A 15,425-nucleotide genomic window follows, 5' to 3' on the forward strand; every position below is an offset into this window, starting at 1 on the left:
GCTAGATCCGGCACAAAGCCCTTGGCTTTCGCGCCGGTTCTCGTATCATGTGGCCTTTATTTTTTTATCTGCTGACGAGTTGTCCAATGTCGCCATCTTATCTGGTATTCCCACAAATTGACCCGGTGATTTTCAGCCTGGGTCCGCTCAGTATCCGTTGGTACGGGCTGATGTATCTGATTGCTTTTGTTATGGCCAATTATCTGGCCAACCGTGCTGCCGATAAGCCGAACTCAGGCTGGACGCGGGATCAGGTCAGCGATCTGATGTTTTATGGCTTCCTCGGCGTCGTGCTGGGTGGCCGCGTCGGTTACGTGCTGTTTTACAATTTCGGCGAGTTTCTGGCAGACCCCCTGTATCTGTTCCGCACCTGGGAAGGCGGCATGTCGTTTCACGGCGGTGTGCTGGGCGTGCTGACCGCGATGTGGCTGCTAAGCCGGAAATTCAACAAAAGTTATCTGCAACTTGGTGATTTTGTTGTCGTGTTGCTGCCACTGGGTCTTGGCGCCGGTCGGATTGGTAACTTTATTAATGGTGAATTGTGGGGCCGCACTGCAGAGGTGCCCTGGGCTATGTTATTTCCGGGCGCGGGCCCTTTACCGCGTCACCCGAGTCAGCTGTATGAGTTCTTCTTTGAAGGCATAGTGCTGTTTTTATTGTTGGTATGGTACAAAAAACGCAATCCGCCGGCTGGCAATGTCGGTGGTCTGTTCCTGTTGGGTTATGGCACCTTCCGTTTTGGCATTGAGTTTTTCCGCGAGCCGGATGCGCATCTTGGTATCCTCAGCCTTGGCATGTCGATGGGGCAGTGGCTCTGTATGCCGATGATCCTCAGTGGTATTGCCTTGATTGTCTGGGGTTATCGCCGCGAAGGGAGCAAAGCATGAAACAGTACCTGGATTTGATGCGCCATGTGCTGGAGCAGGGGCACCGGAAAACAGACCGTACCGGTACCGGCACTATTAGTGTGTTTGGTTATCAGATGCGCTTTAATCTGGCCGAAGGTTTCCCATTGGTCACGACCAAAAAGTGCCATCTGAAATCGATAATTCATGAGCTGCTGTGGTTTTTGCAGGGCGATACCAATATCGGTTATCTGAAAGCCAACGGCGTGTCGATTTGGGATGGCTGGGCCACTGACGAAGGTGAACTCGGCCCGGTCTATGGTGCGCAGTGGCGCAGCTGGCAAGGTGCCGATGGCCAGGTGATCGACCAGATCAGTCAACTGATTACTGATATCAAACGCACCCCGGATTCGCGCCGGCTGATCGTCAGCGCCTGGAATCCGGCGCTGTTACCGGATACGCAGTTCTCACCGCGCGAAAACGCAGCGCAGGGCAAACAGGCGCTGCCACCTTGCCATACGTTGTTCCAGTTTTATGTCAATGACGGCAAATTGTCTTGTCAGCTGTATCAGCGCAGCGCAGATATTTTCCTCGGCGTGCCATTTAACATCGCCAGCTACGCCTTGCTGACTTTGATGGTGGCTCAGGTCTGTGACCTGACCCCCGGTGATTTTATCCATACCTTTGGTGATGCGCATCTGTATCTGAATCACCTAGAACAGGTCGAAACGCAACTGAGCCGGACGCCATATCCATTGCCCCAGATGAAGCTGAATCCGGCAGTGAAAGACATTTTTGCCTTTTCCTTTGCCGATTTTGAACTGCAAGACTATCAGGCTCATCCGCATATCAAAGCGCCAGTGGCGATCTAGCGCAGTTAAAGCCTTAGTGCGGTAGTTCATTGTTTTCCAGCAGAGCCGGTGTTAAACCGGCTTTTTTACAGCAAAAAACGGCTCTGAACGGCTGAATATCCGCACGATGGTTTTATTTCATTATTTTTAGCCAGTGCTTTAAACCATTGGCAACAGCCTTGCGACTACACTGACAACAACAACTTAAGATGGAAATTGCATCCCGATGCAGCAACAGGTGGAAACCTGGGTTAATCAGGCAAAAAAAGGTGATCAACAAGCTTTTTATCAGTTGTATCATCAATTTAAAGGAAGGGTTTATGCAATCTGCCTGCGCTTGCTGGCCGATCGCGGCCAAGCCGAAGATGCCACTCAGGAAGCATTCGTGCGGGCCTGGCAGCAACTCCCGGGATTTCGCGGCGACAGCAGCTTTTCGACCTGGTTACACAGTATCAGTAGTCGCACCGCTGTCGATTTATGGCGAAAAAACAAAGTTATGCGATTAGTTGTTGATGAGGAACCGGAAGAGCAGGGTTATCTCGATGTGCCGGAAATGCCGCAGTTAGAGCAGGCAATTTTGCGGCTACCGGCTCAGGCCCGCGCCGTTTTTGTGTTATTCGCGCTGGAAGGTTATCAGCACAATGAAATTGCTGAAATGCTCGGCATCGCCGAAGGCAGCAGTAAAGCCCAATATCACCGGGCAAGACAGTTATTACGGAGTTGGTTAGATGAAAACTGAGCAGCAGTTAGATGCACTGATTTCACAGTTAGCGCCAGAGCTGGAACCGTCACGCGATTTATGGCCAGAACTGTCACAGCGACTGGCGCCGCGCCGTCAACCGGTTTACCGCAATTGGCTGGGGGTTGCCGCAGCGGCAGTGCTGACACTGTGGTTTTGGCCACAGCAACCGGTAACCGAACCGAAGTTGAGCTTCGAAAACGTTGAAACAACCGATGACAGCGGGTTGCTACTGGCGGTCAGCCAGCAGCTACAACAGCAACTGAACGCTGAACAAACCCGTCAGCTGAAAGGGTTACAACAAGTACCGGAAGGTTTTTCTGACTGGTCAAGGCAACTGTTAATCTGGGACAAGGCCCAGGGGCAGATTGAGCTGGCATTACAGTTCCAGCCGGATGACCAGAAATTAATTCAACAATTACAAAGACTTCAACAACAACAACTTAACTACATTGCCAAACTGGTAAAAACCAGCGAACTGACTTAGGAGTAAGACCATGGATCTATCAATGAAACAACAATTGAAACTGACAGTGCTGGCGCTGGCCTTATTACAGGCACCTGCCTGGGCTGCCGGCGAGGCGATCGACCAAAGCCGCAACGTCAGTGCCACTGAGAAAATTGAAATTGAAAATATGCGCGGTGAAGTGCGGATCATCGCCGTCAAAGGCAACAAATTCAGCGTCAAAGGTACACTGGACGAAAAAGCTGAAGGCTATGAGCTGACCTCAGAGAAAGGCGTCACCCGTTTTCAGGTCAAGATGCCACGCACTATGTATAGCGGCTGGAATTCGGAGAAACAGGAAGGTTCAGATTTGACGATTGAAGTGCCGGTTGGCAGTGAGCTGAAATTCAGCGGCGTCAATGCCAATGTCAGCGCCGTTGGTGTAGAGGGCGGCGCCAGGCTGACCACAGTCAACGGGTCGGTCAGTGGCGAGAAACTCAAAGGCGATATCGTGCTGGAAACCGTCAATGGTCAAATCAATAGTGTCGACAATGCCGGTCGGTTACATCTGACCACTGTCAACGGTGAAATCAACGATAAAGGCTCGAGCGGATCGCTGGAAGTAGAGTCTGTTAATGGTGAGATCTCTGCGCAAAGCAGCGCCCGTGAAGTTGAACTGGAAGTCGTGAACGGCGAAGGCAAGCTGGACCTGAACGGTACTGAGCGGCTGGAATTCAGTAGCGTCAATGGCGAGATCCGTGCGGTACTGAAAAACAGTAAGCAACCGAAAGTATCTGCCAGCAGCGTCAGCGGTGCCAGCCGCCTGACCCTGGATGCTGACGTCAGTGCGCGGTTTGACCTGGAAGCCAGTGCCGGCGGCGATATTGACAATGGCCTGACTGCCGACAAACCAACCCGCGCCAAATATGGCCCACGCCGTCATCTGGAGTTCAGTACCGGCAGCGGCGAAGGTAATATTGAGATCTCAACGGTGTCCGGTGAAATTGAACTGAAGAAAAACTAAACCGACTTCGTTCAGCCCGCATTGTTGCTGCAGGCGTGTCGTTAAGCAAGACCCACCACAGGTGGGTCTTTTACTTTGTGTTTCTTTAATAGCGATAGTTCAGCTGCATGCCCAATAACCAGGCTTCATTATTAAAATGCGCATTCAGACCTGATTTATACAACGCGACTTCCTGCACATTGTATTCGCGTTCCCGTATATTCAATGCGTCCATCCACATCCAACCGGCGGCCAAATCTAACGTCCAGTGGGCTGATAACTGCTGGTTCATACCGATGGTCCACCAGATGCGATCAGTGGTCGGCACCCGTGCCGTGCGATGTGATTGTTCGATCGGATTTTCGTCAAACGCCAGCCCGGTTTTCAGTGTGCGATCGCTTTGGATTTGCCAACTCAGGCCCACCGCGGCTGAAACACTGTCACGCCAGTGTTCCGGAATATAGCCAATATAACCGGCTTGATTCAGGTTCTGTGGTTGTTGGGTGGACAATGAAATGGACGGGGCAGTATCACGGCTGATGATGTCAATCGAGCGGAAATCACTCCACAGCGTCCAGCTCAGACTGGCTTGCCACGACCATTCGGGACTGAGCTGCTGATCAAGACTCAGTGCCAGGCTGGCAGGTGTGGTCAAAGCCAGTTCACTCGCTTCGGTTGCCAACGGATTGATGGCGAGTTTTCCGGTTTGTTTGCTGATGGCAGGTAATGTCGGGCCTACCACGATAAAATTACTATTACCGGCAACTTGCGCGCCTGTAACGGGCGTGTTGCTGATCACAGAATCGCCTTGCAGATTAAAACGGATAGCACTGTGATATGCCAGCGCGACGCGAAGGTCAGGGTTTAACTCACCATGCAGGCCCAAGCTGTAACCGAGCGCCAAATCATCCCCAGTTACCGAGTAATGGCTCTGACAAACCATTGGATTGTAAACGTCGGCTTTGTACAGTTGATTGATACCTGCGCCCAGATCACATAAACCATTATGATCTTTAAATTTCGACAAAGTGCCTTCCGCCTGATTCAGGCTGAGGCCCAGGCCCACAGACCATCGTTCGGTCAGTTTGTAACCGGCTACTGCAGATAATGCCAGCACTTCTATTGCAGTTTCATCGGCGAAATATCGACCGGCCCAATCGTCCTGATAATCGGCCGACAAGCCAAATGGTACATAAAAACCGGCGCCAAGCGATAACCGGTCGTCCACCGGCGTGCTGTAAAACACAAAAGGCACCAATTCATTCAAACTATTCTGACCATTGGCACGACCAACTACTGCAGAGCCAGCAGCACTTTGTGCACTGACCTGATTGTATTTGGTTTCGGCATGGATCAAATCTATTCCACCAGCCCATTGCGCCGCTGATAATTCTGTAATAGCAGCCGGGTTAGAATAGACCAATGTGGCATCGGTGATTTGCGCGCCCCGGCCGGCATACGCATTGCCCATGGCACTGACGGACTGCTCAAAAAGTTTATAGCCTTCGGCCTGGATAAGCTGACTGTAACAAACTGCGGAGATCAAAACGGCAAGACTGGATTTTTTCATCAGGACATCAAACTCTGTGAATGGAAAAGATTTCTGGACGGACCAGTTGTAAAGGCGCCGCAGTATAAGGCGATTCACCGGCGTGGCATAGCGGAACGTATCGCAGAAAAGTGTGATTAGTCGCAAGCGGCATTTGAGCTAAACGACTAATAAGTAGCGGAATTTACTATCGTGTCGAAACATTTTGTTGCAACTGTACCAGTTGAATGCTGTATATCTTAATGATTTTAAAGCATAAAATTCATGATATCGGACATGGCACGACAGCTGCAAACTGCCAGCATCACAGTTTAAAAATTTGACCACCAGGCAAGGAACTCAACATGAACAATATCTCTCAACTTTCCAAAGCAATGTCGCTGGTATTATTGACCTCGACGTTGCTGCTCAGCGGCTGCGAATCTGCCAACAGCAGTCCGGATACCGAGAAAAAGGACATCGTGGTCAGTATCCCGGTGGAAGCGGCCAAAGTCAGCCGTGGTGAAATCAGCAGCACCTACCGCACAACCTCTACCTTAGAAGCCAAAGCCGATGCTGAAGTGAACAGTAAAGCCACGGGCATTGTGCAAACCCTGTTGGTGGAAGAGGGGGATCATGTACAGGCCGGTCAGGTGCTGGCGACTTTAGATACCGAACGTCAGCAACTGGCGCTGGCAAAAGGCAAAGCGGACTTAGGTCAGCTGAAAAGTGAATTAGAACGTGTAGAGAAAATGCACCAGCGCAAACTGGTCAGCACCGATGTCTATGACAAATTGAAATGGCAGGTTGAATCGCTCGATGCTTCAGTGCGGATGCAGGAACTGGCGCTGCGTGATACCAAAATCATCGCGCCAATTAGCGGTGTGATTGCCCGTCGGTACGCCAAAGTTGGTCAGCTGATTACAGAGTTTTCATCCAAAGCCCTGTTCCATGTAGTGTCACAGCAATATCTTGAAGCAGTGATTAATCTGCCTGAACATCAGTTGACCCGTGCCAAAGTTGGCCAGACCGCATATCTGAACTTCGCCGGCCTGCCGCAGTTACAGGCAAAGATTATCCGCATCTCCCCAGTTGTTGATGCAACCACTGGTACTGCCCGGGTCACCATCGGTGTGCAAAACGATGACTTAAGCCTCAAAGCCGGTATGTTTGCCCAAATTGAACTGCAATACGACACGAAAGCTGCCGCTTTATTAGTGCCAAAACGGGCGGTGCTGGCGATGGATAACAGTAGTTCAGTGTTTGTGGTCAAAGATGGCAAAGTGCTGCGTAAAGCCGTAAAAACCGGTTACGAAAACGATGCCATGATTGAAATTACCGACGGTATCACCGAAGGTGAAGAAGTAGTGACGGCAGGTCAGGCTAGCCTGAAAGATGCCAGCAACGTCACTGTGATCGCCAGCAACAGCTGATTCAGACCACACGGGAAGCGGCTCCGCTTCCCGTCCTTCCAATAAAAAAATACAACAGGAATGTGCTTATGAAACTGGTCAATGTCGCGGTGGCCCGTCCGGTCACGATTTGGATGTTTACCCTGGGGATCATGTTGTTTGGTCTGGTGGCGATGTCGCGTTTAGCGGTCAATCTGCTGCCGGATTTGTCTTATCCAACTTTAACAATCCGCACCGAATACGCTGGTGCGGCACCGGCGGAAGTCGAGCAGCTGGTCAGTAAACCAATTGAAGAAACCGTTGGTATTGTCAAAGGCATCCGCAAAGTCGAATCGGTATCCCGTGCCGGCCGCTCCGACGTTATTATGGAATTCGACTGGGGTACCGACATGGACCTGGCTGGTCTGGAAGTGCGGGAAAAACTCGATGTTTTGTTGTTACCGCTGGATATCAAAAAACCACTGCTGCTGCGCTTTAATCCAAATCTGGATCCGATTTTACGCTTAGCACTGACCCGTACCGACGCGCCGGACGGGCTGTCAAGCGCACAGCAAGTAGCCCTTCGCACCTTTGCGGAAGAAGATTTACGCCGTCGTCTGGAATCGCTGACTGGTGTTGCGGCAGTGCGGCCGGATGGTGGCCTGACCCAGGAAATTCAGGTACTGATCGACAATGAAAAGCTGGCGCAGCTGAAACTGGATATTAAAACCGTCAATGCCCGCCTGACAGAGCAGAACATTAACCAGTCTGGCGGCCGACTCGAAACTGCGGCACATGATTATCTGGTCAGAACCATTAACCAATTCGCCACGCTGGATGAAATGCGCAACCTGTATATCGCCACTGTTAATGGCAGCCATGTCCGTTTGTCGGACATCGCTGAAGTTCGCGATGCCTTTGTTGACCGCAACAGTATTACCTATGTGAACGGCAAAGAAGCGATTGAAATTGCCATTTATAAAGAAGGTGATGCCAACACAGTACAAGTGGCGAAAACATTGTTGGGGCGGCTGGACGACCTGAAGAAGAATTTACCGACTGGCTACGAACTGACGCTGGTGTATGACCAGTCGACTTTTATCAGTGATGCGATTAACGAAGTGAAAACCTCGGCCTGGCAAGGTGGTTTACTGGCGATGCTGGTGATCTATCTGTTCCTTCGCAATGTCTGGACCACACTGGTCATTTCTATTTCAATTCCGTTGTCGGTGATTGCCACTTTTAATCTGATGCACAGTCAGGGTATTAGTCTGAACATCATGAGCCTGGGCGGTATTGCGCTGGCAATTGGTATGCTGGTGGATAATGCCATTGTGGTGTTGGAAAACATCTCCCGTTATCGTGAACAGGGTATGGCGCCATTGGAAGCTGCGAAAAAAGGTGCCAGCGAAGTGTCAATGGCGATCACCGCCTCGACATTAACGACTGTCGCAGTGTTTTTTCCGCTGGTATTTGTCGAAGGGGTGGCTGGCCAACTGTTTAAAGATCAGGCGTTGACCGTCACTTATGCCTTGCTGGCTTCGTTATTGGTGGCACTGACGCTGATCCCGGCGATGGCCGCTCGTGAACGGGTTGGCGCGGCTGAATCGGCAGCAGCTGCTACCGAGGAGAAGCCAGCCACAGTGAAAAACTGGAAATACCGGCTGGCGTTGCCACTGCGGTTAATTGGTCGCTTGCTGACTGCAGTGATCTCAGGTTTTATCACGCTATGGACCCTGATTTGGCGTTTGTTGTGTAAGGTTTGCAGTTTAGTATTCGGCCCGTTAGTGAATGGCGTGCAGCATTTTATTGTATTACTGGAACGGGGTTACCGCCGGGTATTGTCTGCCTTGTTACAGGCGCGCGCCATGACCATGACTGTAACTCTGGCTGTCACTCTGGCTTGTTATGCCTTAGTCCCACGGCTTGGCTTTGACGTGATCCCGACCATGAGTCAGGGCGAGTTCTATGTCGAGCTGCACTTGCCGGTAGGTACGGCGATTGAGCATACCGACAAAGCACTGAAACAGCTGTCAGCGGCAGCCGCGAAAGAACCGCAAGTTGAGCGTACTTATGCCCAGGCCGGTACCGGTCAGCAAATGACGGTTGACCCAAGTATCGGCGGCAGTCATTGGGGCCGGTTAAACATTGTTTTAAAAACCGGATCTACCGCGGCAGACGAACAACGTGTGATGCAGGCAATGCGGGATACGGTGGCCGCTATGCCGGAAGTGACAGCAAAAATTGATACACCGGAATTGTTCAGCTTCTCGACGCCACTGGAAATTGAGCTGGCGGGTCACGATCTTGGCAGTTTAAAAACAGCGTCAGAGCAAATTGCGCGGGCGCTGGAAGCGCAAGATCGTTTTACTGATATCAAATCCAGCTTGCGGGCCGGTCAGCCGGAGATCACTTTGCATTTTGATCATGCACGCTTGTCGCAACTTGGTATGACAGCTTCTGACGTAGCAAAACGAGTCGCGAATTACGTCGGTGGTGAGGTTGCCGGTCAATTCAGTATCCAGGATCGCAAAGTCGATATCCGGGTGCGCCTCGCCGAGCAATACCGTAATTCTGAACAGGAACTGGCACAGATCATTATCAATCCGGGTAGCGCATCACCATTACCACTGTCGGCAGTCGCGAATATCAGCCGTGAAATAGGTCCGAGCGAAATCACCCGCATTGGTCAACAACGGGTTGCCGTGATCAGTGCCAATCTCGCTTATGGTGACCTTGAGCAGGCAACGCAAAGCGCCCGTCAGGTCTTAAACAGCCAGCAGTGGCCCTATGGCGTGACAGCGACGCTGGTCGGCCAGAGTGAAGAAATGGAACGCTCGTACAATTCACTGATGGTGGCTTTAGCGCTGGCCGTATTCCTGGTGTATCTGGTGATGGCGTCCCAGTTTGAAAACCTGTTACAGCCGATGCTGATCCTGTTCACCGTGCCTTTGGCTGGTGCTGGCGCTGTGCTTGGCTTATGGCTGACAGATACCCGCATCTCGGTGATAGTCTTTATCGGTTTCATTATGCTGGCTGGTATCGTGGTAAATAACGCCATCGTGTTAATTGACCGCATCAACCAGTTACGTACTGAGGGCTGGGCATTAGCGGACGCAATTATTGAATCCGGTGGCACCCGTTTACGTCCGGTGTTGATGACGACACTAACCACTGTACTGGGATTATTGCCAATGGTGTTTGGCGGCGAAGGTGCTGAATTACGCGCGCCAATGGCGATCACCGTAATTTTTGGTTTGTCTCTGTCAACGCTGCTGACGTTGTTTTTTATCCCGGTGATTTATCACCTGACCGCCCGTAAAACGGTCTGAGGAGTAACCCGTCATGGAACATAAACCATTAGCGCTCACCCGGTTCGCGTTAAACCGCCCGGTTACCCTGTGTATGATGTTTTTATCATTTCTGGTGTTTGGTTTACTGGCCAGCCGGATGTTGCCGCTGGAGAATTTTCCAGGCATTGATATCCCGGAAATTTATATCAATGTGCCTTATCCGAATGCGACGCCGGCAGAGATAGAGCGCCTGATCACCAGACCAGTGGAAGAAGCGTTGTCGACCGTGACCGGCATCAAAAAAATGCGCTCGTTCTCGAAAGAAGACTCTGCAGAAATTGGTCTTGAATTCAATTGGGAAGAGAACATCAATACCAAGAGTATTGAAGTGCGCGAACGACTGGATGGCATCCGGCATTTGTTACCTAAAGACGTCGAGCGGGTGCTGGTGTTTCAGTTTAATACCAATGACATGCCGATTTTTCAGGTGCGTATTTCCAGTGAGCGGGACTTGTCGATGGCGTATGACCTGCTGGAACGGCAAGTGAAACGGCCACTGGAGCGGGTGCAGGGCGTATCGAAAGTGGAACTTTATGGCGTGGATAAACGTCAGGTCACGATCCGGTTACTGCCCGAACGGCTGCGGGCATTGCAACTGGATGCCGGCCAGCTGCTGCAGACACTGAACCAACAGAACTTTGCCATGACCGCCGGCGAGATCAGAAGCAAAGATGAAAGCATCCTGGTGAAACCAATTGGAGAATTTGAGTCACTGGACCAGATCAAACAATTGGCGATTGGCCGCGGTCTGCAATTGGGTGATGTCGCGGAAATCAAACTGGAACTGCCTAAACGCGTCGAAGGCCGCCGGCTGGATCAGCGCTATGCGGTCGGCATGAATGTGTTTAAAGAGTCGAATGCCAATTTAGTCGATGTATCGCGCGCCGCAATGAAAGTGATTGATCAGGCAGGTAAAGATCCGGCTTTTAATGGCATCAATATCTATGTGATGGATGATACCGGCAAAGGCGTGACCGAAAGTTTGTCCAATTTGCTCAGCTCCGGCGCCATCGGTGCATTGTTATCATTTATTGTGTTGTTCCTGTTTTTACGGCACACGCCTACCACATTGTTAGTGGTGTTGTCGGTGCCGGTATCCATCAGTATTACCCTGGGTCTGATGTATTTCCTTGACTACAGTCTGAACGTCCTCAGCATGATGGGCTTGATGTTGGCGGTGGGAATGCTGGTCGACAACTCAGTGGTGGTGGTGGAAAGTATTTTCCGCGAACGTGCGCTCGATGGTGATGTCCGTCGGGCGACCGAGCGGGGGGTTTATCGGGTCAGTCTGGCAGTGCTGGCAGGTACTGCGACCACTGCGATTGTGTTTTTGCCCAACATCATAGGTCAGAAAGTCGATGTGACGGTATTTCTTGAACATGTCGCGATTGCTATCACTATTGCGCTGACGGTGTCTTTGCTGATGGCATTGACGTTGATTCCGTTGTTATCAACCCGGATTAAAAGTATCACCGGGGCTGAACATGCTGAGCCATCGAAACTGGATAAATTTTATGGCCGTACTTTGCGCTGGACTATGGCACATCCGCGCTGGTCGACGCTGATTGCGGTCGCATTGTTGTTCAGTATTGCCATCCCGATGCAGTTTATTTCCGGCGGCGATGAGAATGAAGGCGATACCAACCGGCTGTTCCTGAACTACAACATTCAGTCGAACTATGCGCTGGCGGAAGTCGAGCAGGAAGTCAGCCGGATGGAGTCCTATTTGTATGCCAACAAAGAGAAATTCTATATCGATTCGGTGTACAGCTATTACACACCGGGATTTGCCGTGTCTACCATCATGTTTATCGACAAATTACCGGTGCCATTACAGCAGGTGAAAGATGCGATCCGTAAAGATTGGCCGGTGCTGGTGCGCGGAAAACCACAGTTTGGCTGGGGTGATGCCGGCGGTGGGATGCAACTGCATTTACTGGGTCCTTCCACACAACAACTGACCAAACTGTCACAGGAACTGGTGCCTGTACTGAGCCAAATTAAAGGGCTGGAAGATGTGCGTTCTGAAGTGCAGGGGGGACAGAAAGAGCTGCAGATCCGGCTGAAACACGACGAATTACAGCGTCAGGGCCTGACTGCCCAAAATGTGGCGCAAGCGATTAGTCTGGCCTTACGTGGTAATAACCTGCGAACTTTCCGCACCCTGGATCAAGGCGAAGTGCAATTACGGGTGTTGTACGACGAAAAAGTAAGTCACTCCAGACAGGAACTGGAATCTATTCCGGTGAAACAACAAGGCACCGAAGTGGTTCGCCTGGCCGAGGTTGCAACATTAACGGTCAGTGACCGTTTGGGTGAGATCCGCCGCTTTAACCGGCAGACCGGCCTCGCTGTTGGCATGAACCTGAACAAAGACCTGAAAATGGATGATGCGAAAGACCAGATCAAAAAAGTGATGGAACAACTGCAGTTACCGCCAGGATATAGTTGGTCGTTTGAAGGCAGCTTCCAGTATCAGGATGAAGCGCAGGGCATTATGCAAATTAACATGCTACTGGCTGTTGCGATGATTTATCTGGTGATGGCGGCGTTGTTTGAAAGTCTGTTATTGCCAACTGCGGTGATTGGCTCGCTGTTATTCTCGATGGTCGGCGTGTTCTGGGCATTTTTAGTCACCGGAACAACCATGGGCATCATGGGGATGATCGGCATGCTGGTACTGATGGGCATTGTGGTCAACAACGGTATTGTATTGGTGGACCGCATCAACCAGATGCGTGAGGAACAGCCGGACGCGGCCTTGGTACCGTTAATTGTTGAGGCCTGTGAAGCGCGGTTGCGGCCCATCCTGATGACAGTGTCGACCACGGTACTAGGCTTGATCCCACTGGCATTTGGCGATGCGACTATCGGTGGTGGTGGCCCCGGTTATGCGCCGATGGCAATCGCGATCATTGGGGGGCTGGTGTTCTCGACGCTGACCAGTTTGTTACTGGTGCCATTAACATACTGGGGACTAATTAGACTCGGCATGTGGTGGAGCCGGTTTAATGTCCGTGCGCGCAACCGTGCTGATCGCTGGCTGCCAAAAGCGGCGAAATCAGAAAGCTGATCATCCAGTCTGCGGCAGCGCAATAGTTCCGCGCTGCCGTTGTTTCTGTATTTGCATATTTTACTTGCCTGACGTTTTGCCGCTGCTTAGAATGCACGCTTCCTGACTTGGGGGAGTAATCGCCATAAGCACCCTGCTTATGGGTTGCCGTCAACATACTTGTGCCAATGCACATGGCGGCAGCGGGACTTGCAACAGCAATGTTCTGATGAGACCTGAGACAGCGTCGTGGCCCAATGCGGGAGCCACAACGTTGTCTTTGGCTTAATCCCGCTGAGTACCCAAATGGACGCTTTTATTTCCTCTTTTACCGGTGTCGCTATCGCGGAGATCGGTGACAAAACCCAGCTACTTTCGTTATTCCTTGCCGCCCGGTTTCGTGCCCGTGGCGCGATAGTGGCTGGCATTTTAGTCGCAACTTTACTCAATCACGCAGCGTCAGCCTGGTTTGGTGCCTGGGTTGCGCAGTTTATCCCGGCGGGTTGGCATGCCTGGTTATTAGGCGGCTCTTTTATCGCTGTGGCTTTGTGGTTATTGATCCCGGATAAAGACGACAGCGAAGAAAACGCCATGCTGAAATACGGGGCTTTTGCTGCCAGCACCGTGTTGTTTTTCCTCGCGGAAATTGGGGATAAAACGCAAATTGCCACTGTGATCCTGGCTGCAACCTATGATGCAACGACATTGGTCATCATTGGTACCACTCTGGGCATGCTGGCGGCCAATGTGCCGGTGGTGTATTTCGGCAAGTATATTCTGGAAGTAGTGCCACTGGACTGGGCACGCCGCGTGGCTTGCGGCGTGTTTATGCTGTTAGGTGTGCTGACGATTGCAAAAGGCATGGCCTGGATTTAAAACCGCAGGCTCAGCTCCACGCCGGCAAACCATTGACCATCATCTGGCTGGCCATGGACCCAAGGGTCCAGCGCCGCCAGATATTCTTGCTCATAACTGCGCAAATAGCGGTAGCGGCCAAAAGCACGCAGGGACAGGTTATTGAGTTCGATGCCGGCGCCTACGCCGGCGAACCAGTCAATCGGTCCCATCTTTTCATAATGACCACCCCAGCGATCATAATAATCCTCCTCTTCTTCATCAAAGATCAGTTCATCCAACGCCAGACCGACTTCACCATACAGGCTGATGTTGTCAAACACACCGACCCGTACGGAGGTGTCCAGATTGACAAAATCCAGCTCCGGCTGATAACCGTTATGCTGGCCGTTATTGTCACTCTGGTAAGTCGCAACGCCAACCGCCAGCTGAAAATGCCGACCGGTCTGAAACAACCCGCCGAGGGTGGTGATCTGACCAAGATCATTGGCTTCATAACTGACATATGGAGATAACCAGGACACATCCGGGTCATCGACATAAACGACAGAGTGGGCGTGGCTGGAACTACAAGCAAAAGGCGAAAGGAGCAATAACAAACCGGGTAAGACGCTGCGGGTGATCATTTGGCTGTCCTGAATTGTGGCGGGATCACAGCCAATCTAGGCGGCTTAAAATTAACAGTGACTTAATATGCTGTGGCATCTGTGGCGGCTGAAAAACTGCATTGTGGAAGCGCAGGGCGGCCAGCGCTATAGTCTGCTGCAACGCCCCTTATCTTTTGGAAAGAAATCATGCTGCGTCTGGTATTGATCCCTTTTAGTCTGTTGTTGAGCCAGCCCTGTCAGGCCGAATGTTCGCCTGCCACTGTGCTTGCCGGTCACTGGCAAAGCGACGCTAATCAAAAAGGCAGTTATTGGCAGGAGCAGTGGAGCAAACTCGATGTCAACAACTGGCAGGGGCAGGGCCGCACAGTTAATCAGGCCGGTGCTGAGACCGGACGTGAAGAATTGCGGCTGCTGCGGATGAGCGGGCAGTGGTTTTATCTGGCGAAGGTCAGCCACAACCCGCTGCCGGTGGCGTTTGCCCTGACTGAATGCAGTGCAAGCCGCTTGCAGTTCGACAATCCGGCGCATGATTTCCCGAAAAGGCTGGTCTATCAGGCAGATAACGACCGCTTGTCCGTGGATGTGTCAGACGGCGCCGGCAAAGGCTTTCAGCTGAAATTTAAGCGGCAAACCAGCCAGTAATGGCAGTCGCATTCAGCAGAATACTTGAGTATAATGCTCAACCTTTTTTCGAGGCCCATGAGACATGGCTATGACCAGCACCACAGTTCCATCCCGAAAATCCGCTCCGGTCG

The 15,425-nt window shown here is 51.6% G+C and carries 12 protein-coding genes and 1 riboswitch; of the genes, 10 read left to right on the forward strand and 2 right to left on the reverse strand.

The window, feature by feature from the left end; all coding sequences use genetic code 11:
• The first annotated feature begins 47 nt into the window (after window positions 1–47).
• The 5 genes from lgt (at window position 48) to ATY27_RS12270 (ending at window position 3,904) form a co-directional block, all read left to right on the forward strand.
• Window positions 48–887 carry a prolipoprotein diacylglyceryl transferase gene (gene lgt, locus ATY27_RS12250; RefSeq protein WP_244151288.1) on the forward strand — a complete coding sequence of 280 codons (840 nt, stop codon included), beginning with the start codon at window positions 48–50 and terminating at the stop codon, window positions 885–887.
• Window positions 884–1,717, forward strand: a complete 834-nt coding sequence (locus ATY27_RS12255; RefSeq protein WP_208930930.1) for a thymidylate synthase — start codon at window positions 884–886, stop codon at window positions 1,715–1,717. Before lgt ends, ATY27_RS12255 begins: the two co-directional genes overlap by 4 nt.
• 205 nt (window positions 1,718–1,922) lie before the next feature.
• Entirely contained in the window at window positions 1,923–2,435 is a 513-nt protein-coding gene (locus ATY27_RS12260; protein WP_208930931.1) for an RNA polymerase sigma factor, read from the forward strand.
• Window positions 2,425–2,922, forward strand: a complete 498-nt coding sequence (locus tag ATY27_RS12265; protein WP_208930932.1) for a hypothetical protein — start codon at window positions 2,425–2,427, stop codon at window positions 2,920–2,922. Before ATY27_RS12260 ends, ATY27_RS12265 begins: the two co-directional genes overlap by 11 nt.
• 22 nt (window positions 2,923–2,944) lie before the next feature.
• Window positions 2,945–3,904, forward strand: a complete 960-nt coding sequence (locus tag ATY27_RS12270; protein ID WP_208930933.1) for a DUF4097 family beta strand repeat-containing protein — start codon at window positions 2,945–2,947, stop codon at window positions 3,902–3,904.
• Between the two features lie 85 nt (window positions 3,905–3,989).
• On the opposite strand, the gene ATY27_RS12275 is transcribed toward ATY27_RS12270, so the two are convergent.
• Window positions 3,990–5,453, reverse strand: a complete 1,464-nt coding sequence (locus ATY27_RS12275) for an outer membrane protein transport protein (RefSeq protein ID WP_244151289.1) — start codon at window positions 5,451–5,453, stop codon at window positions 3,990–3,992.
• 323 nt (window positions 5,454–5,776) lie between these two features.
• Between ATY27_RS12275 and ATY27_RS12280 the strand changes: the two genes are divergently transcribed.
• The 4 genes from ATY27_RS12280 (at window position 5,777) to ATY27_RS12295 (ending at window position 14,083) form a co-directional block, all read left to right on the forward strand.
• Window positions 5,777–6,844: an efflux RND transporter periplasmic adaptor subunit gene (locus ATY27_RS12280; protein ID WP_208930934.1), complete on the forward strand. Its 1,068-nt coding sequence runs from the start codon at window positions 5,777–5,779 to the stop codon at window positions 6,842–6,844.
• A 68-nt stretch (window positions 6,845–6,912) separates the two neighbouring features.
• Window positions 6,913–10,134, forward strand: a complete 3,222-nt coding sequence (locus ATY27_RS12285) for an efflux RND transporter permease subunit (RefSeq protein WP_208930935.1) — start codon at window positions 6,913–6,915, stop codon at window positions 10,132–10,134.
• A 13-nt stretch (window positions 10,135–10,147) separates the two neighbouring features.
• Window positions 10,148–13,228 carry an efflux RND transporter permease subunit gene (locus ATY27_RS12290; RefSeq protein WP_208930936.1) on the forward strand — a complete coding sequence of 1,027 codons (3,081 nt, stop codon included), beginning with the start codon at window positions 10,148–10,150 and terminating at the stop codon, window positions 13,226–13,228.
• 98 nt (window positions 13,229–13,326) lie between these two features.
• Window positions 13,327–13,510, forward strand: a riboswitch (yybP-ykoY riboswitch).
• Window positions 13,511–13,513: 3 nt separating this feature from the next.
• The gene (locus ATY27_RS12295) at window positions 13,514–14,083 is read left to right on the forward strand and encodes a TMEM165/GDT1 family protein (protein ID WP_208930937.1); all 570 of its coding nucleotides are present in this window, start codon (window positions 13,514–13,516) and stop codon (window positions 14,081–14,083) included.
• Here ATY27_RS12295 and ATY27_RS12300 read toward each other — a convergent pair.
• Window positions 14,080–14,688: a hypothetical protein gene (locus ATY27_RS12300; RefSeq protein WP_208930938.1), complete on the reverse strand. Its 609-nt coding sequence runs from the start codon at window positions 14,686–14,688 to the stop codon at window positions 14,080–14,082. The two genes, ATY27_RS12295 and ATY27_RS12300, sit on opposite strands and share 4 nt — an antisense overlap.
• 168 nt (window positions 14,689–14,856) lie before the next feature.
• On the opposite strand from ATY27_RS12300, the gene ATY27_RS12305 reads away from it, so the two are divergent.
• Window positions 14,857–15,312, forward strand: coding sequence for a DUF6265 family protein (locus ATY27_RS12305; protein WP_208930939.1), 456 nt, complete (start codon window positions 14,857–14,859; stop codon window positions 15,310–15,312).
• The last annotated feature ends 113 nt before the right edge of the window (window positions 15,313–15,425 follow it).

The organism is Rheinheimera sp. F8 (assembly GCF_001518915.1).

Excerpts from the sequence above, each read along its gene's own strand:
- ATY27_RS12270 (WP_208930933.1), top strand. The coding sequence starts at position 2,945 with ATGAAACAACAATTGAAACTGACAGTGCTGGCGCTGGCCTTATTACAG.
- ATY27_RS12265 (WP_208930932.1), top strand. The coding sequence starts at position 2,425 with ATGAAAACTGAGCAGCAGTTAGATGCACTGATTTCACAGTTAGCGCCA.
- ATY27_RS12300 (WP_208930938.1), bottom strand. The coding sequence starts at position 14,688 with ATGATCACCCGCAGCGTCTTACCCGGTTTGTTATTGCTCCTTTCGCCT.
- ATY27_RS12285 (WP_208930935.1), top strand. The coding sequence starts at position 6,913 with ATGAAACTGGTCAATGTCGCGGTGGCCCGTCCGGTCACGATTTGGATG.
- ATY27_RS12255 (WP_208930930.1), top strand. The coding sequence starts at position 884 with ATGAAACAGTACCTGGATTTGATGCGCCATGTGCTGGAGCAGGGGCAC.
- ATY27_RS12275 (WP_244151289.1), bottom strand. The coding sequence starts at position 5,453 with ATGAAAAAATCCAGTCTTGCCGTTTTGATCTCCGCAGTTTGTTACAGT.
- ATY27_RS12280 (WP_208930934.1), top strand. The coding sequence starts at position 5,777 with ATGAACAATATCTCTCAACTTTCCAAAGCAATGTCGCTGGTATTATTG.
- lgt (WP_244151288.1), top strand. The coding sequence starts at position 48 with ATGTGGCCTTTATTTTTTTATCTGCTGACGAGTTGTCCAATGTCGCCA.
- ATY27_RS12295 (WP_208930937.1), top strand. The coding sequence starts at position 13,514 with ATGGACGCTTTTATTTCCTCTTTTACCGGTGTCGCTATCGCGGAGATC.
- ATY27_RS12260 (WP_208930931.1), top strand. The coding sequence starts at position 1,923 with ATGCAGCAACAGGTGGAAACCTGGGTTAATCAGGCAAAAAAAGGTGAT.
- ATY27_RS12290 (WP_208930936.1), top strand. The coding sequence starts at position 10,148 with ATGGAACATAAACCATTAGCGCTCACCCGGTTCGCGTTAAACCGCCCG.
- ATY27_RS12305 (WP_208930939.1), top strand. The coding sequence starts at position 14,857 with ATGCTGCGTCTGGTATTGATCCCTTTTAGTCTGTTGTTGAGCCAGCCC.